At 62.8% G+C, this 19,650-nt stretch carries 19 protein-coding genes and 2 pseudogenes; 10 read left to right on the forward strand and 11 right to left on the reverse strand.

All coding sequences use genetic code 11. From position 1 onward, the window contains the following. Window positions 1-249: 249 nt before the first annotated feature. Genes RM96_RS28785 through RM96_RS28795 form a run of 3 tightly spaced genes read right to left on the reverse strand, consistent with a single transcriptional unit; the run spans window position 250 to window position 2,894 of the window. On the reverse strand, window positions 250-798 hold the full coding sequence (locus RM96_RS28785; RefSeq protein ID WP_039015146.1) for a hypothetical protein: 549 nt from the start codon (window positions 796-798) through the stop codon (window positions 250-252). Window positions 799-837: 39 nt separating this feature from the next. Next, window positions 838-2,238, reverse strand: a complete 1,401-nt coding sequence (locus RM96_RS28790) for a carotenoid oxygenase family protein (RefSeq protein ID WP_052279815.1) — start codon at window positions 2,236-2,238, stop codon at window positions 838-840. After that, window positions 2,235-2,894: a TetR/AcrR family transcriptional regulator gene (locus RM96_RS28795; RefSeq protein ID WP_039015147.1), complete on the reverse strand. Its 660-nt coding sequence runs from the start codon at window positions 2,892-2,894 to the stop codon at window positions 2,235-2,237. The genes RM96_RS28790 and RM96_RS28795 overlap by 4 nt, the downstream gene beginning before the upstream one ends. Window positions 2,895-3,122: 228 nt before the next feature. On the opposite strand from RM96_RS28795, the gene RM96_RS28800 reads away from it, so the two are divergent. Beyond that, entirely contained in the window at window positions 3,123-4,061 is a 939-nt protein-coding gene (locus tag RM96_RS28800; protein ID WP_039015148.1) for a LysR family transcriptional regulator, read from the forward strand. Here the strand turns inward: RM96_RS28800 and RM96_RS28805 are convergent. Next, complete coding sequence (locus tag RM96_RS28805) at window positions 4,055-4,561, reverse strand: DUF6630 family protein (RefSeq protein ID WP_039015149.1); 507 nt, start codon at window positions 4,559-4,561, stop codon at window positions 4,055-4,057. The two genes, RM96_RS28800 and RM96_RS28805, sit on opposite strands and share 7 nt — an antisense overlap. Window positions 4,562-4,614: 53 nt before the next feature. Next, window positions 4,615-5,304 carry an ArsR/SmtB family transcription factor gene (locus RM96_RS28810; protein WP_039015150.1) on the reverse strand — a complete coding sequence of 230 codons (690 nt, stop codon included), beginning with the start codon at window positions 5,302-5,304 and terminating at the stop codon, window positions 4,615-4,617. 346 nt (window positions 5,305-5,650) lie between these two features. On the opposite strand from RM96_RS28810, the gene RM96_RS28815 reads away from it, so the two are divergent. From RM96_RS28815 to RM96_RS28830, 4 genes are all read left to right on the forward strand, one after another. Beyond that, on the forward strand, window positions 5,651-6,241 hold the full coding sequence (locus RM96_RS28815) for a PAS domain S-box protein (protein WP_193752545.1): 591 nt from the start codon (window positions 5,651-5,653) through the stop codon (window positions 6,239-6,241). A gap of 704 nt (window positions 6,242-6,945) precedes the next feature. After that, the gene (locus RM96_RS28820) at window positions 6,946-7,926 is read left to right on the forward strand and encodes a quinone oxidoreductase family protein (RefSeq protein WP_039015151.1); all 981 of its coding nucleotides are present in this window, start codon (window positions 6,946-6,948) and stop codon (window positions 7,924-7,926) included. Between the two features lie 71 nt (window positions 7,927-7,997). Next, window positions 7,998-9,059: a 3-keto-5-aminohexanoate cleavage protein gene (locus RM96_RS28825; RefSeq protein WP_039015152.1), complete on the forward strand. Its 1,062-nt coding sequence runs from the start codon at window positions 7,998-8,000 to the stop codon at window positions 9,057-9,059. A 376-nt stretch (window positions 9,060-9,435) separates the two neighbouring features. Then, a complete protein-coding gene (locus RM96_RS28830) occupies window positions 9,436-10,431 on the forward strand; it encodes a Bug family tripartite tricarboxylate transporter substrate binding protein (protein WP_039015153.1) in 996 nt (331 codons plus the stop codon). A gap of 90 nt (window positions 10,432-10,521) precedes the next feature. Here RM96_RS28830 and RM96_RS28835 read toward each other — a convergent pair whose 3' ends face one another. Together RM96_RS28835 and RM96_RS39015 are read right to left on the reverse strand one after the other, a co-directional pair. After that, a complete protein-coding gene (locus tag RM96_RS28835; protein WP_039015154.1) occupies window positions 10,522-11,565 on the reverse strand; it encodes an AraC family transcriptional regulator in 1,044 nt (347 codons plus the stop codon). A 43-nt stretch (window positions 11,566-11,608) separates the two neighbouring features. Next, window positions 11,609-11,977: a hypothetical protein gene (locus tag RM96_RS39015; RefSeq protein ID WP_152624231.1), complete on the reverse strand. Its 369-nt coding sequence runs from the start codon at window positions 11,975-11,977 to the stop codon at window positions 11,609-11,611. Between RM96_RS39015 and RM96_RS28840 the strand changes: the two genes are divergently transcribed. Continuing rightward, entirely contained in the window at window positions 11,971-12,540 is a 570-nt protein-coding gene (locus RM96_RS28840; RefSeq protein ID WP_082016755.1) for an RBBP9/YdeN family alpha/beta hydrolase, read from the forward strand. The genes RM96_RS39015 and RM96_RS28840 overlap by 7 nt on opposite strands. Before the next feature lie 256 nt (window positions 12,541-12,796). Here RM96_RS28840 and RM96_RS28845 read toward each other — a convergent pair whose 3' ends face one another. Together RM96_RS28845 and RM96_RS28850 are read right to left on the reverse strand one after the other, a co-directional pair. Beyond that, complete coding sequence (locus tag RM96_RS28845; RefSeq protein WP_039015156.1) at window positions 12,797-13,789, reverse strand: Bug family tripartite tricarboxylate transporter substrate binding protein; 993 nt, start codon at window positions 13,787-13,789, stop codon at window positions 12,797-12,799. Between the two features lie 154 nt (window positions 13,790-13,943). Then, the gene (locus RM96_RS28850) at window positions 13,944-14,789 is read right to left on the reverse strand and encodes a TauD/TfdA dioxygenase family protein (RefSeq protein WP_039015157.1); all 846 of its coding nucleotides are present in this window, start codon (window positions 14,787-14,789) and stop codon (window positions 13,944-13,946) included. A gap of 226 nt (window positions 14,790-15,015) precedes the next feature. On the opposite strand from RM96_RS28850, the gene RM96_RS28855 reads away from it, so the two are divergent. From RM96_RS28855 to RM96_RS28865, 3 genes are all read left to right on the forward strand, one after another. After that, the gene (locus tag RM96_RS28855) at window positions 15,016-15,951 is read left to right on the forward strand and encodes a 3-keto-5-aminohexanoate cleavage protein (protein WP_039015158.1); all 936 of its coding nucleotides are present in this window, start codon (window positions 15,016-15,018) and stop codon (window positions 15,949-15,951) included. Between the two features lie 89 nt (window positions 15,952-16,040). Next, entirely contained in the window at window positions 16,041-16,787 is a 747-nt protein-coding gene (locus tag RM96_RS28860; protein ID WP_039015159.1) for an SDR family NAD(P)-dependent oxidoreductase, read from the forward strand. Window positions 16,788-16,866: 79 nt separating this feature from the next. Then, the gene (locus RM96_RS28865; protein WP_238587459.1) at window positions 16,867-17,691 is read left to right on the forward strand and encodes an SDR family NAD(P)-dependent oxidoreductase; all 825 of its coding nucleotides are present in this window, start codon (window positions 16,867-16,869) and stop codon (window positions 17,689-17,691) included. Window positions 17,692-17,747: 56 nt separating this feature from the next. Here RM96_RS28865 and RM96_RS28870 read toward each other — a convergent pair. Together RM96_RS28870 and RM96_RS28875 are read right to left on the reverse strand one after the other, a co-directional pair. After that, window positions 17,748-17,984 (reverse strand): annotated as a pseudogene (locus tag RM96_RS28870) (hypothetical protein); the annotation flags it as partial. A gap of 101 nt (window positions 17,985-18,085) precedes the next feature. Beyond that, the gene (locus RM96_RS28875; RefSeq protein ID WP_039015161.1) at window positions 18,086-19,243 is read right to left on the reverse strand and encodes a porin; all 1,158 of its coding nucleotides are present in this window, start codon (window positions 19,241-19,243) and stop codon (window positions 18,086-18,088) included. 168 nt (window positions 19,244-19,411) lie between these two features. On the opposite strand from RM96_RS28875, the pseudogene RM96_RS39020 reads away from it, so the two are divergent. Further along, a pseudogene (locus RM96_RS39020) lies at window positions 19,412-19,537 on the forward strand (AraC family transcriptional regulator ligand-binding domain-containing protein); the annotation flags it as partial. Window positions 19,538-19,650: the final 113 nt, after the last annotated feature.

The raw sequence follows: 19,650 nt of genomic DNA on the forward strand, positions 1-19,650 counted from the left end.
GCCCGGCGGGCAAGAAGGCGCTTTTTGCTTCCTTTTTGGCGCAGTCAAAAAGGGAGTCGCCGGCTACGCCGGCGAAACAGCAGAGCATCCAAGAACCCCGAACCGCGATCCGGCGAAAGCCCTTCAAAAGACGCCCGATTCCCGCCTGCCCAGGGAATGACTAAGCGGAGTCAAACGTTCTTCGGAAGCGATTCCTGGCCAGGGGCGCAACCACGTGCCGATCCATCCCCTCACTTCCGAAATGCCTTCTCAGACCCCCGCCGCCCTCCTGACTTCCGCCGGATACCTGACCGTGAACAGGATCGCCCCGGCGAATGCCACGATCGTCCCCGCCACCTCCACCCACAACGGAATCGCCGGCACATACTCCGCCGCCGCATCCGCCGCCACCATCACCGCCAGCGCTGCCGCCCACGCCAGCGTGATATGGCGGTTCACAGCCAGGAAGCGCGGCGAACTCCAGAACTCCTGCGGCACCCTCTCTTTGGCATATTGCAGCGTGAACGGCTTGCCGATCGCCAGCGAGATCACCACGATCGCCAGCAAGCCACTATCCACTGCCAGCCGTACCGTTGCCACCGTCCACCCGGGGGCGGCCAGCAGCGTGTAGATAAGCAGCCCGCCGAACAGCGTCAGGCTGCCGACCTCCAGCACCTTCAGCGATTCCTTGCGTTGCCACATGCGCAGGCACAACAGCAGCGACACCATATACGCCGCGCCAAGCCCCGCCACCGGCGATGCCAGCCGCATGCCAAGGAAGAATGCGATAAACGGTGCCAGTCCGGTCAACATGCCCATGTCAGTCTCCTTCTTGCTTATTGGATAGGCGCGGCGCGATCAGTCCGCCGGACGCCAGTTGCCATGAAAGCCGAACGGCACGCGGTGCGACAGCTGCACGGTGGCAATCGGTCCGTCGTTGACAGCGCCGGCCTCGTACACGACCAGGTCGCTGCGATGTTCGTTGCCGCGAAATACGGTGGCAAGCAGCCAGCCGTCGCCTTCCGCGCTCTGCGCATGACGTGGCACGAAAACGGGTTCGGAGACCGCATCGCCCTCCGGCAACGCGTGTTCGCTTCGCCTGCCGGTGGTGAGGTCAAGGTGAATCAGGGTGTCGTAGGTGCCTTTGAGGCTGGTGTCGCGCTGGCGCGAAGCGTAGTAGCCATGCCGGTAGGGCAGCGTGGCGAAGCGCTCGTCGAAGCGCGGGAATTCGCCGGGCGTGTCGTCGAGCCAGGTGCGGGTGAAGCTGTCGGTATCGGCCGCCAGGTCGAAGGTCCACCGGCACAGCCGCGCGCGGCTGCCCGGGCCGCCGGCGTCGGGATTGAACAGCGGCGGGGTGTCGTATTGCATGACATCGGCGTAGATCCTGGTGCCTTCCTCCCATGCGTTCATGACATGGAACACGTAGCACGCTTCGCCGCGGAACCAGCGCATCGCGCCCGGCTTGCTATTGCGCGGCATGATGCCGATATGCGCGCCCATCTGTGGCTCCCACGCGTACGCCGGCTCGCCGCGCATGGCGCGCTCCATGCTGCCGGTGAGCGGCAGCACGGGAAACAGCACGTGATGCTGCGTCACCATGAAGTCGTGGACCATGCTGGCATAGGGCGTCTCGAAATGCTCCAGCCGCGTGAGCTGGCCGTCGCCGTTGACCACGCCGTAACGCATGCCGGATGAGAAGGGGCCGTCGGCGGCGTAGGTGAAGAACACCATCTCGCCGGTGACCGGATCGATCTTCGGATGCGCGGTCACGGCGCCGCTGAGCTTGCCGCCATAGGTGCAGTTGCCGTGCGTGGACAGCTCGCGCGGATCGAGTTCGACCGGCAGATCCGCTTCTTCCAGTGCAAGCAGCCTGCCGGCATGCCAGACGATATTCGTGTTGGCGACGCCGTTTTCCTGGTCCTGCACGGCGGGATCGGTGCTGGCAGGATTGCCCCAGCTGCCGAACAGCGCATGGCCGGCGGCGCGTTCGAGCCTGAACTTGTTGGTGCGCACCCAGCGGTTGCGATAGTGCACGCGGCCGTCCTCCAGTTCGAAGGCGTGGACCATGCCATCGCCGATAAACCAGTGATAGTCCGCGTCGCGCGGCGCGTACTGCGGATTGGGGCCGTTGCTATAGAGCGTGCCGCGCAGCTCGCGCGGCAGCCTGCCGGCCACCGGCAGGTCGTGCGCGTCACATTCCATCAGGATGGGCGCGAAGTTGCCCGACAGGTAGGGTGTGGACGGGAACGGCTGGCTCATTTCGCTTTCCTCCGTGGGTCGGTTGTGGCGGCAGGGCTGGCGGGCGCGGCTGCTGGCGGCGTGCGCATGCCCGCCACCAGCAGCCGCATCATCTCGCTGTGCAGCGTCTGGAAATCCGGCTTCGTGGGCAGCTTGCCGGCAAGGCGCAGCACCACCAGGCCGTGAATGGCGGCCCAGATCACGTAGCCGAGCACCTCCGGGTCGCCATGCACCTGGCCGCCCTCGGCCATGCGTTCGAGATTGCCGCCCATGGTGGCGCGGGCCCGCTCGCCGGCGCGCGCCAGGTCGGGATAACGGTCGTCGTCAGGCTGCGACATGTCGAACATCAGCCGGTAGGCATTGGGCTGCCCGAAGGCGAAGTCGAGATAGGCGCGGCCAGTGGCGCGGGCACGCTCATGCGGATCGGTGATGCCGGCGCCGGCCGTTTCCAGCGCATCGGCAAAGCGGTCGAAGGCGGCAGTACGCACCGCGGCCAAAATCTCGTCCTTGTCGCGGAAGTAGCGGTAGGGCGTCATCGGGCTGCAGCCGAGTTCGTTCGCCAGCTGCCGCATGGTGACGCTGTCGACGCCGCCCTCGGCGAAACGACGCTCCGCCACCGCGCACAGGCGTGCCTTGAAGGCTGCGATCTCGGACTCGGAAAGGTTTTTCTTGGCCATGAGGTGCGGGAGTGCCGGGTGGCTCCCCAATGCTGCGTTTCGCGAATGATTTACACTGTATATTTACGATGTAAATTGTCAAGAAAGTATTTGGGCATGACTTGAAAAGCCGTGCATAGCGCACACAAGCATCATTGTTCGCGCTGTGGGACAATCGCGCGGCAAGCGCGCCCCCGCCTGTCCCCAAGGCCTTGCTGCCGGTGGCGCGTCTCGAAGAAAGGGCGCCCCGTGAAGACAATCGAATGGAAGGACTGGGAAATCTTTTGCCGCGTGGTCGAAGGCGGCGGCTTTACCCAGGGGGCCGAACTGGCCGAGGTGCCCAAGTCATCGGCCAGCGCCGCGGTGGCGCGGCTGGAAGGCCAGCTTGGCGTACGCCTGTTCGAGCGCACCACGCGGCGGGTCCGCGTCACCGAGCGCGGCCAGCGACTGTACGATCGCGTGGCGCCGCTGTTCGCCGAGCTGCACGAGATCAGCGCCGAGGCGGCATCCGTCAGCGATGAAGTGAGCGGCGTGCTGCGTATCTCCACCCCCTATGAAGTCGGCTCACAGCATCTGTCGCAAAGCCTGACCCGGCTGCTCAAGCTGCATCCGCGGCTGCGCGTGCAGGTCGATGTCAGCTGGGACCAGCCCGACCTGATCCGGCACGGCTACGACCTGGCGTTCGTGATGACCAACACCGGGCTGCACGACACCTCGTTTGCCAGCAAGCGCGTCGTGCTGATCGAGCGCGGCATCTTCGCCGCACCCGCCCTGATCCGCGCACGCGGGCTGCCGCGCACGCCACAGGACCTGGCCGGCTGGCCCACGCTCGGCAATGCCGATGACCGCTACTGGGAATTCCTGCGCGACGGTGTGGAAACCGCGCGCCTGGATGTAGAGCCGCGTATCTGCACGCACAACGCCGAGTTGCGCCTGAAGGCGGCCATCGACGGGCTCGGCGTGGCGCGGCTGTCGCCGCTGTTCGTGCACGAGGAGGTGGAGCAGGGGCAGCTGGTGCGCGTGCTGCCGGCCTATACGTCGTCGCCGCTAAAGGTCTACGTGCTGATGCCCGCGCGCAAGCTGATGCCGGCCAGCGTGCGTGTCTTCCTCGACGTGCTGGAGCAGACGCTGGGCGTGCCGGAAGCGCGGCGGCCGGCAGCACGCAAGCGGGAGACGGCGCCTCAGTAAGGCTGCTCGCCGGGCCGGATATCGAGGCGCAGGGTCTCGGCGATATCGAGCATGTCTTCGTCGTCCTCGCTGCGCGTGATCCAGCCTGCGTAGGCATCGCCGCCGGTGTCCCAGTTCCACAGCGTGTAGCCGGCCACGCGCAACTGGTTGTGCGCCAGCTCCATCAGCTCCGCCACGCTGGTGCTGTCCAGGAAGGCATCGTCCCCGGTATCGTCGGTGCCCCAGTCGATCTCCAGGTCCATGCGCTCGCATAGCTGGTTCAGGCAGCCGATAAAGGACTCGCAGTCCTTCCCGTCCACGAAGAAGCCCGACTGCCAGTCGATTACCTCGCGGATCACCCACAACAGTTCCTGCCCTTCGGTGTCGTCGTCCTCGGCATCCATCAGCGCTTCGTCAAACAGCGCAAGCTGCGCCTCTGTCTGCGCGATGTCGCCCAGGTTGATCAGCGTGAAGAATTTGCGGACGGCTTCCTGTGTGTCTTCGTCGAGTGCTGTCGCCATGGTGTGCTTCCTCTTCTTCGGTTCCAGGGAAGAAATGGGATTCGGGTGGGGCATCAGGCCGCGATGCGCACGATCTCGCGCTGCCCGCGCGGCGTCACGCGCAGCGCGCGCGAGGTGGCCGTGGTCTCGACCCAGCCGCGCTGCAGCAGGCTTTCCAGCAGCGCCGCGCCGAGCGCGCCGCCAAGATGCGGCTTGCGCTCGCTCCAGTCCGGGCAGGTGCAGGCAAACTGCCGGCGCTTGCGGCGCGCCGCCTCAATGTCGATGCCGAGCTGCGCCATTGCCTGTGTGCCATCGTTGCTCAGGTCCACCGAGGATTGGCTGACCACCAGCCAGCCGCTGTCGGTCATCCGCTCGAACAGTCCCACCGCCAGTTCCCCGGCCAGATGGTCATAGCAGGTACGCGCCTGCCGCAGCGCCGGCGGCGCGGTGCGCGACACCGGCACCGCGCGCAGCCGCGGCGGATGGCTGGCCAGCGAAGCCGAGGCCAGCGCCTCGATCGCCACGCCGATCTCCGGCGCGGCCAGCCGGTAATAGCGGTTGCGCCCGCGCGTTTCCACAGCCAGCAGGCCGCCTTCGCTCAGCCGCGCCAGGTGCCCGCTGGTGGAAGATGCCGACAGCCCGGCGATCACCGCCAGTTCGCCCGCCGGCCGTGCACTGCCGTCCATCAGTGCCCACAGCATGGCGGCACGGCCGGGGTCGGCCAGCAGGCCGGCGAGCTGACTGATGCCCGGAGCGTAATCCATTGTTCACCTCATCGTGAAAGATCGAATGGAGTATAGATGTTCCGGGGAATGTTGGTGACCTGGCGAGGCAAGTCGGCCTGCCATGGGCAGTGCAGGATAGTTCAAGGCCGAAAACGGAAATTCGCGCAGAGCCAGGCCATGGACCGCTTACCCGGCCGCAGCGGATGCTCGGTTCTCAGTATGGCGCCGCTGGAGGGGGGTCAACAAACCGCAATGGTGCGAGAACTGTGCGTTGGGCCAGTGCAGAAGCGCGTGGCATGGCATGGCCCGGAGCGGTGAAGCCATTCCTGTGGCAAGATCGCCATAATTGTTGCGATAGAAACTTTGCGTCCCATGGTTGGCAGACATGATCGAGCGATTGGCAGAAGACGCTGTCCTTACGCTGGTGGACAGCTTGCCGGATTCGGCCTTCCTGGTCGACAAGGCCGGGAAGATCAGATACGTCAATGCCATATGCACTGACACGTTGGGCTATTCGCAGTCCGAGATCATCGGACGGTCAATGATCGAGCTTGTGGTGCCGCGTGACCGCGACAAGACCCTCAAGGAAGCCAGGGAAGTGATGGCCGGGCACAGGCGGACGGGGTTTGAGAACCGGTATCAGCACCGCGATGGCAGCGACATCCATCTCTCCTGGTCGGCGCGCTGGCTGGAATTGCATCAATTGCGCCTTGGTATTGCGCACGACGTCACGGCTCTGCGGCAACCGGCGTGCGACCACCTCATTCCGGCTGCATTGCTGGACGCGCTCGAGCCACACGAACAAAAGGTGCTGCTGTTGCTGCTGACGGCGGCATCCGAAAATCAGATCGCCGGACGCCTGGGCCTGGCCGCGTCCACCACGCAAGTCCATATCACCAGCATTTTCCGCAAGCTGGGCGTGCGCGGACGCATGGGCCTGATGAGCCTGTGCCTGCGCAGCCTTGAGAGGGAATAAGGCCGTTACGCGCGGTCTTATCACGCTGCCGCTGGAAACTTATATGCTACTCCTTGCCTGCGGCCGGCGAGCTGCCGCAATGGGCTGCCAGTAGCCCTTCGGCCGTGGTGGCGGTACGCACCATGCCGGCTTCCTTGACATAGCCATAGCCTCGGATCCGATACCCGCATCCGATATGAGCGTACCGCGTCCGCGCCTGGCGGGCACACCGGCGGTGTACTTCCTGAACAGCCTGGCCTTGACCCGCGGCGGATCGCCGGGCTGCCTCTGATGCCGCGACACCTGTCTTGCGCAGATTCCCATGGGGCCCTGGGTCGCTTTGGCATGCGCCCGAATCGACGCTGCGGAAGTTGACGATTCAGCACGCCTGCGCCACCGGATCCTTGTCATTTATGGGCAAGTTCAAGGCATGCACGGTAAAGCGGAAAGTTGCGCCAGGCCAGATGATTCAATCGTCGCGAAGGACGCTCAGACATCAACCGGTTAGCGGGGATACAAAGGCCTTTCCGGATGACGCTCTTCCGCCTGAAAACCCGCTTAAGCATTCTTGCTACGCGGGAGAGGCCACAGGCGGCTTTGTTGTGCCGCCATAGCAAATGTTCTGCAGCCGGATCCACTGTGTCACGACACTGATTTGTCCTTTGGCGAGCTCAAGCGGCAAGCCGCAGGTGAGCTGTCACATTTATTAGAGAACAGGAGACGACATGGCGAAAGCCGTCAAGCTTTACGAAACAGGCGGGCCCGACGTCCTCCGTTTTGAGGATGCCCGTGTGGGTGAGCCGGGACCGGGGGAGGTCCGCGTCCGTCACGTGGCCGTAGGCCTGAATTTTGCCGACACTTACTTTCGCAGCGGCACTTACAAGATTCCGCTGCCCAGCGGCATCGGCAACGAAGCCGCCGGTGTGATAGAGGCCGTCGGTGCCGGCGTCACCCATCTGGCGGTCGGCGATCGCGTGACCTATACGGGCTTTACCAACACGCTGGGCGCCTACAGCACGGAGCGGCTGATCGCTGCCGAGCCGCTGATCAAGCTGCCGGAGGCAATCAGTTGCGAAGTCGCGGCGGCCATGACCATGCGGGGCTTGTCAGCGGCCTACCTGATGCGCCGGATCTGGCCCTTCAAGGCGGGCGACTCCATCCTGCTGCATGCCGCGGCAGGCGGTGCCGGCCTGATCATTTCGCAATGGGCCAAGCTGCAGGGACTGACGGTGATCGGAACGGTTTCCACCGACGCCAAGGCCGAAGTCGCGCGCGCCCATGGCTGTGACCACACGATCAATTACAGCCATGAGGACGTGGCCAAGCGCGTGCGGGAACTGACGGATGGCGTGGGCGTGAACGTGGTCTTCGACAGCGTGGGCAAGGACACCTTCATGTCCTCGCTGGACTCCCTCAAGCGCCGCGGCCTGCTGGTGTGCGTGGGTTTCGCCTCCGGCCCGGTCACCGGGTTCGATCCCGCAATTCTGGCCCGCAAGGGCTCGGCATACCTGACGCGCCCGGGCCTGGCCGACTATATCGCCGATCCCGCCGAGAAGGCGGAACTGGTCGGCGAGCTGTTCGGCCACGTGGCGGCTGGCCGCATCCGCATCGGGATCAATCAGCGCTATGCGCTGGAGGATGCCGTGCAGGCACATCGGGACCTCGAGTCTCGAAAGACCACCGGCTCGTCCATTTTCGTGATCTGACAGCACGAAGCAGCTTTCTCATCCAATTCGACATTCTCAAGATTCGCATCTCAACCTGGAGATCCATCAACATGAACTTCCTTGACGGCCACCTGTATCCCGAGAACCAGCAGCCTCTGATCATCACCGCCGCTCCCTATGCGCCGGGCTGGATCCCGTCAGACTTCCCGGAAGACATCCCTGTCACCATGGCGGATCAGATCCAGAAAGCGGTGGATTGCTACGAAGCCGGTGCGAGAGTGCTGCATCTGCATGTGCGCGAAGAAGACGGCAAGGGCAGCAAGCGGTTGTCCAAGTTCAACGAACTGATCGCCGGCGTGCGCGAGGCTTGTCCAGAAATGGTCATCCAGGTGGGAGGCTCTATCAGCTTCGCGCCTGAAGAGGGCCAGGGCGCCAAATGGCTTAGCGATGACACGCGGCACATGCTGGCCGAACTCGACCCGAAGCCCGACCAGGTGACGGTGACCGTCAACACTTCGCAGATGAATGTGACGGAGCATGCTGGTGTGGATGACTTCAAGGGCGTTTCGCGGGGGTTCCCGCACCTCTACGAGACCTACAAGGACATGGTCGTGCCCTCGAATCCCAGCTGGTTCGAGGAGCACGTTCGACGTCTGACAGCCGCCGGAATCCAAAGTGAGTTTCAGTGCTACAACATCAACAGCTTTGAAACGATTGAGCGGATGATTCGCCGCGGCGTCTACAAGGGCCCACTGGTGATGAACTGGGTGGCGATCAGCGGCGGCATGGATCAGGCGAACATCTACAACCTGGCAAACATTCTGCGCGCTGTGCCGGACGGAGCCGTGGTAACGGTGGAGAGCTCGGTGCTGAATGTGCTGCCCATCAACATGATCGGCATGGCTTTGGGCCTGCATGTGCGGTGCGGCATCGAGGACGTACTCTGGAACCAGACCCGCACGGGCAAGATGAGCACCGTCGAGCAGATCAAGCAACTGGTGCGTATCGCCGGCGAATTTGGCCGCCCCATTGCGACGGCGCAGCAGACCCGGGAGATCCTGCAGCTTGGGGTCTTCTACGACACCGTGGAGGAGACGCTTCAGAAGAATGGCTTCGCACCCAATCGTAACGGTGGCCATCAGGGCTTCCTGCGCAAGGCCGAATGCATGTAATGACCTTTGGGGGAACTGACAGCACATCCTGCATGAGTCGACCAGCATTTTCCAGAGGCGCACTCAAGCCGAAGTTGAAGTTCCCCTCATCGGCCCGAGTCCTGGCATCTCGCGATAAAGGAGTCCGTCATGATCCAAAAGCAAGCGGACTTACTCTCCTGAGGTTAGCCAACGATTCGTAGCGCTAGCCAAAGCCGGAGGCTGACCTCGCTCTCGTTTCATGCAGTTTTTAGCCAACGGCTCACGCAGCCTTTATTGCACTGTGCTTCGTGCCAGCGTTGCTCAACCGTCATCGTTGCACTACTGCCAGAGCGACGCATGCGGAAAGAGCGGAGGTTGAGCGATCGTCAACAAAACAAGTACATGGAGGTAGACAATGGCATTACGAATTCAAAAGCTGGTTGCGGTCACGCTGGGTACGGGAGCGCTTCTGGCGTTATGCGCTTCAGGGTGGGTGCAGGCGGAGGAAGCCTGGCCCACGCGCCCGATTCAGATGATCGTAGCGTCGTCGGCAGGATCAGGAACCGATGCCCTGGCACGCGTGATGGCACAACGCCTGTCGGTATCTTTGAAGCAACCAGTCGTTATTGAAAACCGGCCAGGCGGCAGTGGAGTCATCGGGACAAGCGCCGTAGTCAGGGCGCCGGCCGACGGATACACGATCCTTTACACCACGGCATCGAACATGGTCATCGCACCAGCCGTGCTGAAGGCCATCCCCTATGATCCGAAGAAGAGCCTGGTTCCAATCGCCGAGACGGCCGAGGGTGGCGTGATGTTGCTGGTCAGCAATGATCTGCCGGTCCACAACTTGCCGGAGCTCATCCAGCTGGTGAAGGCGAATCCGGACAAGTACAGCTACGCTACCTGGTCCATGGGATCTTCAGGGCAGCTGATGATGGAATGGCTCAAGAAGCAGACCGGCATGAAGGCCGATCACGTCGCGTATCGGACCTCGAATCAGCTATTGACCGACCTTGCCTCAGGTGTCGTGAAAATTGGCTGGACCGATCCGTCCGCGCCCGTCCCCTTCCTGCGTTCCGGAAAGGTCCGCGCCATTGCCATCGGAGGCAATGTGCGCGCACCGCAGTTCCCCAACGTCAAGACCATGGGTGAACAGGGCTATAAGTTCGATGCGGTGGGCTGGTTCGGCATGTTCGCGCCGGCGGGCACCAACCCGGCGATCGTGAAGAGGCTGGCCGATGAAGTCAACAAGGTCCAGACGTCCCCTGAGCTCGCAGCCATGATGAAAACCATGAACTTTGGGCCGCCGCCTGTGAAGACCTCGGTGCAGTTCGGCGAAACGGTCAACCAGGATCTGCAGGTCTGGTCGAAGATCGCGGCCGATGCAAAGATCCGGCTCGATGAATGAATCGGGCTGCGCACGGGGGCGCTGTCGACTTGCTGGTGGCGAGGTAACACTGCAGCAGGTGAGGCTCCCCCGAAATCAGTTCAGCCAGGGTTATGCCCTGCCCGCCCGCGAAGGTGCCGGCTTTCGGCGGACGGTGCCGCTTGCGGCCCGGCTCTCCTTGGGGCTGCAACCGAATTGCACGTGATACCAGCGCGAGAATCCGCTTAGCGCAGAAAAACCGAGCAGGGTCGCCACTTCAGTCAGCGGACGATCGCTCTCGATGACATGGCGCGTCGCGAGTTCCGTGCGGATTTCGCTAACGATCGACGAGAAGCTCTGCCCTTGTTCCGCCAGCCGGCGCTGAACCGTGCGGCACACCACGCCCAGGTGTTCGGCCACCTGCTCGATGCTGCAGCGCCCACTGGGCAACAGCAACAGGATCGTGCGCCGCACGTCCTCAAGCATTGTCGCCTGCTGCGACATGGCCGACTTGTCTATCAGCTGTTGCGCGTAGCGCACCATGGCCGGGTCGGCCCACGGGTTGCGCGCATCGAGATCGGCCTTCGCGCAGATGATGCCGTTGAAGTCACAATCGAATTCGACGTGAGGGCCAAAGAACCGTTGGTGCGTGCCAAGGTCCCGCGGCGCCGAGTGCTCGAAGCATACGCGCTGCGGCTGCCAGTCGGGCTTGAGGAGCTGGCGTATCAACCGCACCATGACCCCTAGCGCCAGTTCCACCCTTTGGCGCGTTGGCTGATGTGCTTTGCCAGCCATGACCACCTGGCGAATAATGACCAGGCCGCCACATTCCTCGACCGCAAGCGACACAGCACCGTTGATCACCGATTGATAGCGGATCAGCATGCCAAGCGAGTCGCGCAGCGTCGCCTGGTCGCGGATCAGCATTCCTACTGCCCCAAGATTGGACAACAGGCGCGACTCGGCCATGCACAACCCGAAACTCTCGTTGCCTGACATGATTGCGGACGCCTGGAGCAGGCGTCCGTAACGCTCGACTGGAATCATGAGGTCCGGTTCGCGAAGCACGCTCGGACTTAACCCTGCGTCAAACAGCATCCGCACCGGGTCCAGCCCGGCGGCACGAGCGACCTCGCTGTAGTTGGTGAGGGCCGCGGCGCGGACAAGTAACGACATTGGGAATTGACGCAGAAGATTGACAGTTCATCATAAATACCTGTCATGCATTGTCAAGCGAGAGAAACCCGCGACGTTCATCCTCGCAAGGTTGCGGGGACCACTCCGGGTGCCGCAGTGAAGCGTTGAATCCTCTCCGGGCAGCCCGTGCGTCCTGCATCAGTGGATGGCTGTCATCAAATGCCAAATTCAAGGCGCCCAAAGCAAAGCGGGATGTTTCGCCAGGCAGGATGATACGGTGCGAGAAGTCCTGATCGAGAATCGTCACGTCGAACGTGATGCAACCTTCCTCGCGACGGGAAGAAGCGCTTGGCCCTGCCTTCCAAACCAAAGCCATCGGCCGTACCCGCTGACGGACAGGGCAGCGCTGGCGAGTCATCAAACCAAACGAGGAAAATGAATCCCATGACATCCGGAAATCAGCCAACGGTTGTGATTGTTCCCGGCTTTCGCGATCACATGCCGGAGCACTGGCAATCGCTGCTGGCAGATCGTTTGCAGCAGCAGGGACGAGCGGTGCGCATTGTGCCCCAGATTGATCAGGACAAGAGGTTGCGCAGTGCCCGGGTGGCGAACCTTGACCGTGTCGTAAGCGGCATTGCAGGGCCAGTCATCCTGGTTGCCCATAGTGTCGGCTGCCTGATCACGGTTCACTGGGCACAGGGGACAGAGCGCGCCGTGCAGGGTGTACTACTTGCCGGGCCGACCGACTACGACAGCCCGTTGCCTGCCGGATACAAGGATCCGCAGACGCTGGCAGAGGAGGGCTGGACCCCGATCCCGCGGCGCCCTCTGCAATTCCCGAGCATCGTGGTCGGGAGCCGCAATGATCCGCTCGGGAGGTTCGAACGAATCCGCGAGCTGGCGCAGGCCTGGGGCAGCCGTTTCGTCGATGCCGGGGAAGTGGGGCATCTCGGACCGGCTGACGGATATGGAACGTGGCCGCTGGCAGAGGAACTGGTCCAGCAACTTTGAGCCGGAGCGTGGATCGGCGTTGGTAGCCAACGCCGTGCGCCAGGGATGGTGTTCGAAACCCATGTGCCTGCGGGCACGCCTTGTGAACACGGCTTCCAGCGCCAATGGTTCGGCGCGCATGATGTCACGCGATCGGTTGGGTCAATAAAACGCCGCCCGCCGGCAGCGACCACAGTGCGGCTTGCGCAGCGGCAATGGCTGACGGGCGGGCATCGGCTCGCGAAGCGAACCTGGCCAGCTGCTTTCGCGGCCGCCGTCAGTCCGGAGTGAAGTTGATGGAGCGCAACAGCTTGCCCTGGCGCTCGTAGGACTCGTGCGCATCCTTCAAGAGTTCTTCAGTGGTAGCCAGCGAGCCGGGTTCCATCCCTATCCCCTCGAGCTTTGGGCGGAGCGCGGGCGATTGCGTTACCTTGAGCGTAGCGTCGCGCATTTTGGCGATCACCGCTGACGGTACGCCAGACGCCGACCAGAGCGCCATCCAGCTCACGTCGCGGAGATCGGGATATCCCAGCTCGGAAAAGGTGGGAACGTTGGGCAGTGCCGCCATCCGCCTGGGCGAAGCCACGGCATAGGCCCTGAGCTTCCCGGCCTTGATGAACGGCATCGAAGTCGCCGGGCCGTCGAACATGAGAGGCACTTGTCCGCCCATGACATCTTGCAGTGCGGGCGGCGAACCCTTGTAGTTCACAGTGCCCACATCGAGTCCGGCAAGGCGATTGAATTGCACGCCCATCGTCTGGCCACGCGTGCCGACACCGAAGTTTGCGTAGTCGAGCTTGCCCGGGTTCGCCTTGATGTACGTGACCAGCTCCCCAAGATTCTTCGCGCGCAGGCCGGGATTCCCGACAAGAATGAGGCTGGACTGCGTGAGTTGGGCAATCGGGACGATGTCCTTGAACGGGTCGTATGGTGCCTTGACGACGTGAGGCACTTCCGAGGCGATCCCCTTCTGGATCAGGAGGAACGTGTAGCCGTCTCGCGGCGAAGACAGCATGCTCTGGACGGCGATGGAGCCGCCCGCGCCAGGCTTGTAATCGACGATAACAGTTTGGCCAAGCGGAGCCTCCAGTTCATGGGCAATCAGACGTGCCACGATATCCGCGGTACCGCCCGGCGGCGCGCCTACGAGTATCCGCACAGGCTTGCCTGGCCATTCGGCGGCCTGGGCCGCATCCATGGCCGGCACCAGAGAGCCAAAGGCGAGCGTAAGCGCCATACCCTGGCGCACTATCTGGGTAAAGCATTTCATTGCGGTCTCCATGCTGTCAGACCGTCCGCCGGCCAGCGCTGGTGATTGGCCAATGCGGAGTCATCGGTGCACCCGGCATATATGCCGGGCGTGGCAGCGTCGCTCAGCGAGCGGTCCGTTGTCTTACCGTTCTTCTGTGCCTGTTGCCTGCGAATCAGTAGGGGATATCGCCCACGATGCCGGCGCGCTCCAGCTTGCGCGGTGCAGGAAAGTAGTCGTTGACGGCGTAGTGCTGCGTGCTGCGGTTGTCCCAGACCGCAACGTCGCCCTCCTGCCATGCCCAGCGCACCTGGTATTCGGGAATGGTGGCGCGGCTGGTCAGATAGTTGAGCAGCAGAGAGGCGCCGGGCGACTTGTCGATGCCGTAGCGCACGTTGGCCGGCGTGCTGTAGTTGGTGAAGTGCGTCGTGAACGAGGCGCCGACGAACAGGATCTTCTCCCCGGTCTCCGGGTGGGTGCGTACCACCGGATGCTCCACCGGCGGATGATCCTTGGCCAGCTTTGCGCGGTCTTCCGGCGTCATGACCGCACCGAAGCTGTGTTCGATGCTGGCCCTGGCGCGCAGGCCGTCAATCTTCCCCTTGATCTCCTCCGGCAACTCCTCGTACGCCTTCACCATGTTTACCCAGATGGTGTCGCCGCCGATCTCCGGGCATTCGATGCAGCGCAGCACTGCCCCCATGGCCGGATTGGGGCGCCAGAGGCCGTCGCAGTGATAGCTGTTCTCGTAGCTGTGCGGGTTGTCGCTCCGGTAGACCTTCACCAGGCCCGGATGTTCGGGAACACTGCCGACTACCGGATGGTCTTCCAGCTTGCCGAAGCCGCTCGCGAAGGCCACGTGATCGGCACGCGTGATCTCCTGCTTGCGAAAGAAGAGAACCCTGTGCCTGAGCAGCGCCGCCCTGATCTCGGCGAACAGCGCCGGATCGCGCGCCGCCTCGCCGAGGTTGACGCCGGAAATCTCGGCCCCGATGGCGGGGGTGATTTGCCTGATCTTCATTTCCTATGCCTCCTCCAGTCTGGTGAATCCGCGGACAGTGCAGTGTCCGGGTTCTTGCAGGCCAGTATCTGGCGTCCCCGGCTTCCGTGCTTACTCTGCTGGGACATTTACTTTCCAATTGGCGACATTCAGCGTGCGGCTGCGGCAAGCGACAGCAAAGTTCCCTAACATTGCGCCGTCGCACAAAGCAATTCATTCCCCAGCCAGAGAACGAAGGACATCTACCATGGCAGCACCCCAGAGCAAGGTTATCGTGACGTGCGCCGTGACCGGCGGCATCCACACTCCGACGATGTCGCCCTATCTCCCCATTACTGCGCAGGAAATTGAAGACGAGGCTGTTGCCGCAGCCGAGGCCGGCGCCTCGATCGTCCATCTCCATGCCCGCAAGCCGGAGAATGGCCAGCCGTCCCAGGACCCCGCACTCTTTCGCGAGTTCCTTCCGCGCATCGCGGCTCGCTCCGACGTGGTGATCAACCTCACGACGGGCGGCGCCCCCAACATGCTCGTCGAGGAGCGCCTTCAGCCGGCGCTGCAGCTCAAGCCCGAAGTGGCCTCGCTGAACATGGGTTCGATGAACTTCGGCCTGTATCCGATGGTCGCCCGGCACAAGGAGTTCAAGCACGACTGGGAGCGTCCTTACCTGGAGGGCTCCGAGGACCGCGTCTTCCGCAACACGTTCAAGGAGATCCGCTACATCCTGGAGTCGTGTGCGGACAATGGCACTCGCTTCGAAGTCGAATGCTACGACACCAGTCATCTCTATACCGCCGCGCACTTCGCTGACCGCGGCATCCTCAAGGCGCCGTTCTTCATCCAGTCGGTGTTCGGCCTGCTCGGCGGCATCGGCACGCATCCCGACGACGTTATGCACATGCGGCGCACCGCCGAGCGTCTGTTCGGCAAGGACTACTACTGGTCGGTGCTCGGCGCCGGCCGCAGCCAGATGCCGATTGCCTCGATGGCGGCTGCCATGGGCGGAAACGTCCGCGTCGGACTGGAGGATTCGCTGTGGGAGGGTCCGGGCCGGCTGTCTACCAGCAATGCCGAGCAGGTCAAGCGCGTCGTTGGCGTTCTGAAATCGCTGAACCTCGAGGTTGCCACGCCGGACGAGGCGCGTGACATGCTTCAGCTGAAGGGCAAGAATGCTGTCGCGTTTTGACAGTGCAGGTTTCCCCTGCCGGCCAGTGGTTCCAAGCATCTTCTCCAGGCTCATGAATAGCTTCTCTTAACTCGTCCAAGGAAATTCTCATGTCTCATCCTGTTGTCCTGGTTACCGGTGCGACCGCTGGCATCGGCCGCGCGACGGCGCTTGCCTTTGCAGCCAAAGGCGCGCGACTGGTCTGTTCGGGGCGGAACGCTGCTGCCGGAGAGAGCCTCATCTCGGAACTGCGGCAGATGGGCGCGGAAGCGGATTTCCTGGCGGCCGATATCAGCCGTGAAGACGATGTCATCCGTCTTGTCGGGCATGCCATCGAGCGCTTTGGATGCCTCGATATCGCCGTGAACAGTGCCGGAACGGAGGGAACACCGGGATCGATCGTCGAGCAGACAGTCCAGTCGTACACGACGGTTTTCGATGCGAATGTCCTTGGAACCTTCCTCTGCATGAAGCACGAGCTGCGCGCGATGATCTCGCAAAAGCGGGGGGCGATTGTCAATCTCTCCTCCACGATGGGCAGCCGCGGCAACCCGCGCAATCCGATGTACGTGGCAAGCAAGCACGCGATCGAGGGCCTCACCAAGTCCGCGGCGCTCGACGCCATCACATCGAATGTCCGCGTCAATGCCGTGGCCCCGGGCCCGATTGAAACGGGCATGCTCGGACGCATTGCCGGTGGCGCGGATCGCATCGCGGCTGTCGCCGCAACCATTCCCGCCGGACGCGTCGGCACGCCGGAAGAAGTCGCTGATGCGATCATCTTCCTGGCCTCCGATCAGTCCACGTACATCACGGGCCAGATCCTTCACGTGAATGGTGGGAAGACAGCCTCGTAATATTCATGGCATTTTTGCGCTCTCCCAGGCGTTCGACCAGATTGCCGGGGCGGTACACGCGCGGCTGTAGTGGTGCCTCTTGATCCGGTTCGAGCGCGGGGATAACGACAACACGACAAATGTCATACCCATTCAGGGAGCAATCATGGACTTGGAACTGACAGGCAAGCGCGCCATTGTCACCGGTGGCAGCCGCGGTATTGGCAAGGCGATTGCATACCAGCTCGCCCGGGAGGGCGTCGATCTGGTGCTCGCCGCGCGTGGGAAGGCGGCCCTGGAGACGACCGCTGACGAAATTGCGGCCGAGACGGGACGCCGCGTCATGACACTGACGGTCGACACTGCCAGCCAGGCGTCCGTTGACGCCATGGTAGAACATGCTATCAGTTCCCTGGGCGGCATCGACATCCTGGTCAATGCGGCAGCGCTGCCCGGCGGCCTCTCCCCAGCGACGGCATTGGAGCAGATCGTCGATGCGGAAGCACTGGAAGACATCAACATCAAGGTCATCGGCTACCTGCGCACGGCACGGGCGCTAGCGCCGCACCTGATCGCAAACGGCTGGGGCCGAATCATCAACGTCGGCGGCCTCGCCATTTATCGCACCGGCCGGCCGGTGGCGACCCTGCGCAATGTGGGCGTCGCAGCCATCACCAAGAACATGGCCGACGAACTGGGCCCGAAGGGCATCAATGTCACCGCCGTCCATCCGGGCGCCACCCGCACGGAACAAACGGACGCCGCCACCGAGGCTCGCGTCGCGTCGTGGAACACCCTCGGGCGCATTGTCGACGCCAGCGAGGTGGCAAACGTCGTGACCTTCCTCGCCTCGCCGCTAAGTGTCGCCATCAACGGCGATGCCATCCAGGTAGGCGGCGGGATTCCAGGCGACATTCACTACTGAGACGCTTCCCACCGCCGCCCTGACGGGCAGCGGTGCTACCAAACGGTGCTGTCAACTCAGCACAGTCGAACCGGACTGGTGGCTAACGTGCCCATTGCGCGGAAAGCGGCAGACGGATTTCGGGTGAGTTCGGTGTGTTCCCGCCAGGCCGGGAAGCGCGCGGCGAACTGTTTGCGGTAGCGCGAAGCGCGCAGCAAGTGCCACTTCAGAGCGAAATGCGGACGGATCGGCCCGAAGCGCGAGAGGAAGGCCTGGGTGCGCTTCGGTTCGAGAAAGCCCGGCATGCGGGGCTCAACGCCCGAGAATGGAATGCCTCGTTTGAGATCCGTAACCCGCGGTCGACGTGCCAGCCCCACTTCGACAGGGGCATGACACGTTGTCACTATGCCGGCCCTCAGAACACGTGACGGATACCCACAGCAACGCCAACCATCGAGGTCTGGCCATTCGGAAGCACGTAAGTATTCGTCGTAAGACTGGTGGCGAAACTGCTTGCCGCCGATTCCATGGCCAGGCCAGCGTTCTTTGAATAGGCCGTGGTGAGGTAGATGTCGGTACGCTTGGAGAACGCGTAGTCTGCAATCAGGGCGATCTGCCAGGGGTTGGCAACGTGGGTGTTACCTCCCAGGTTTTTCACGTTCTGGTAGTCGTACTCAAGCGTGAAATCGAGCGTCGACGAGAATCGGTATTGACCGCCAACCCAGTAGAAATCGTCACGTTGAATCAACGCGCCGTTCTGATTCTTGTTCTGACCCCAGCGGTAACCACCCATCACCTTCGCCGTGCCATTGAGGGCGTAGCTCGCCATGACAGCAGCTTTCTTGAAGGTACCGCTGCCAGTGCCGATCGTCGGATTCCATTGGTCATAGGCGATGCCTACCCCGAAAGGCCCGGCAAGATAGTTCAGCCCCGCACCATAGCCCGTGTCGCGGCGGAACTGCCCTGGCACTTCACCGTTGCCACCAGCAGTCGGGAGGGTGGCAGCGACTTGCGGAAGTGTCGTGCCTACGCCAAACGACCAGTTAGCCATTGCCGTGAGTCCCCCGAACACCCCGGTGTACTTCACCGCGTTGTCTTCACGGAAGTTGCCACCGGCAATCACGCCGGTAGGCTCATACTGGGTGGCATATCGAGCCGGGATAAAGTTGGCCAGCGTGGAGAACAACGAATGGTATTGCCGACCGAAAGCAATCTGGCCGTATTTCGAGTCAAGGCCAACAAAGGCCTGGCGACCAAACAACCGGCCACCCTGTTGCATGTTGCCGGTATCGCTGGCGAAACCGCTCTCAAGGACGAAAACCGACTTCAGCCCGCCACCCAGATCTTCCGTGCCGCGAAGACCCCAACGCGAGCCGGAGTATCCACCGGCGTCTTCGCGAATGACCTTGCCGCCCTGGCCCGGATTGAATCCGTTAGTCGCCGACGGCACGGCGCCAACGTGGTTAACGTACTCGACGTTTGCGTCTACCACGCCATAGAGCGTTACGCTCGATTGCGCTTCGGCTGCGCCACACGCACAGATAGCGGCGAGGGCAAAAATTCCTCTTTTCATCTACTCGTTCCTCCTTGGCCCATGTTCTGGTTTCATTTTTGCGATGCTCGGTCACCCTGACATGCAGCGTCAGGGTGCGGGGCGAGTGTCTGATGCCTCCGGCTTGTCGCGCTTGTTCTGCTGCGACTTCGAATTGCTGATCTGCGACACGTTGGGGTACACCCTTGCTTCGCGTTGCGGCTGGCGGAGCGCCGCTCGCTTTCCGGCCTGGGGCCGATTGGTGTAGTGCTGAAGGACGAGCCGTGGCCACGGCAGGCGCTCGATGCCTTGTGCCGTTACCTGAAGCTGATGAGCCCCTCCCCTTGAGTTCTGAGCTTTACCCACAAGTCCGGTTGTAAACCGGATCGGACGGTGTTAACTTTCGTCCATTCTGTTGATGCAGCGGCAGCGGATTGGCGATCGAGGAC

It is taken from the genome of Cupriavidus sp. IDO (assembly GCF_000812465.1).
GTDB lineage: Bacteria > Pseudomonadota > Gammaproteobacteria > Burkholderiales > Burkholderiaceae > Cupriavidus.

Bases quoted from the DNA above. Each gene is read 5' to 3' on its own strand.
- RM96_RS28850 (WP_039015157.1), bottom strand. From the start codon at position 14,789: ATGAAGATCAGGCAAATCACCCCCGCCATCGGGGCCGAGATTTCCGGC.
- RM96_RS28875 (WP_039015161.1), bottom strand. From the start codon at position 19,243: ATGAAAAGAGGAATTTTTGCCCTCGCCGCTATCTGTGCGTGTGGCGCA.
- RM96_RS28855 (WP_039015158.1), top strand. From the start codon at position 15,016: ATGGCAGCACCCCAGAGCAAGGTTATCGTGACGTGCGCCGTGACCGGC.
- RM96_RS28810 (WP_039015150.1), bottom strand. From the start codon at position 5,304: ATGGATTACGCTCCGGGCATCAGTCAGCTCGCCGGCCTGCTGGCCGAC.
- RM96_RS39015 (WP_152624231.1), bottom strand. From the start codon at position 11,977: ATGTCATGGGATTCATTTTCCTCGTTTGGTTTGATGACTCGCCAGCGC.
- RM96_RS28840 (WP_082016755.1), top strand. From the start codon at position 11,971: ATGACATCCGGAAATCAGCCAACGGTTGTGATTGTTCCCGGCTTTCGC.
- RM96_RS28835 (WP_039015154.1), bottom strand. From the start codon at position 11,565: ATGTCGTTACTTGTCCGCGCCGCGGCCCTCACCAACTACAGCGAGGTC.
- RM96_RS28830 (WP_039015153.1), top strand. From the start codon at position 9,436: ATGGCATTACGAATTCAAAAGCTGGTTGCGGTCACGCTGGGTACGGGA.
- RM96_RS28845 (WP_039015156.1), bottom strand. From the start codon at position 13,789: ATGAAATGCTTTACCCAGATAGTGCGCCAGGGTATGGCGCTTACGCTC.
- RM96_RS28790 (WP_052279815.1), bottom strand. From the start codon at position 2,238: ATGAGCCAGCCGTTCCCGTCCACACCCTACCTGTCGGGCAACTTCGCG.
- RM96_RS28815 (WP_193752545.1), top strand. From the start codon at position 5,651: ATGATCGAGCGATTGGCAGAAGACGCTGTCCTTACGCTGGTGGACAGC.
- RM96_RS28805 (WP_039015149.1), bottom strand. From the start codon at position 4,561: ATGGCGACAGCACTCGACGAAGACACACAGGAAGCCGTCCGCAAATTC.
- RM96_RS28820 (WP_039015151.1), top strand. From the start codon at position 6,946: ATGGCGAAAGCCGTCAAGCTTTACGAAACAGGCGGGCCCGACGTCCTC.
- RM96_RS28785 (WP_039015146.1), bottom strand. From the start codon at position 798: ATGGGCATGTTGACCGGACTGGCACCGTTTATCGCATTCTTCCTTGGC.
- RM96_RS28795 (WP_039015147.1), bottom strand. From the start codon at position 2,894: ATGGCCAAGAAAAACCTTTCCGAGTCCGAGATCGCAGCCTTCAAGGCA.
- RM96_RS28860 (WP_039015159.1), top strand. From the start codon at position 16,041: ATGTCTCATCCTGTTGTCCTGGTTACCGGTGCGACCGCTGGCATCGGC.
- RM96_RS28825 (WP_039015152.1), top strand. From the start codon at position 7,998: ATGAACTTCCTTGACGGCCACCTGTATCCCGAGAACCAGCAGCCTCTG.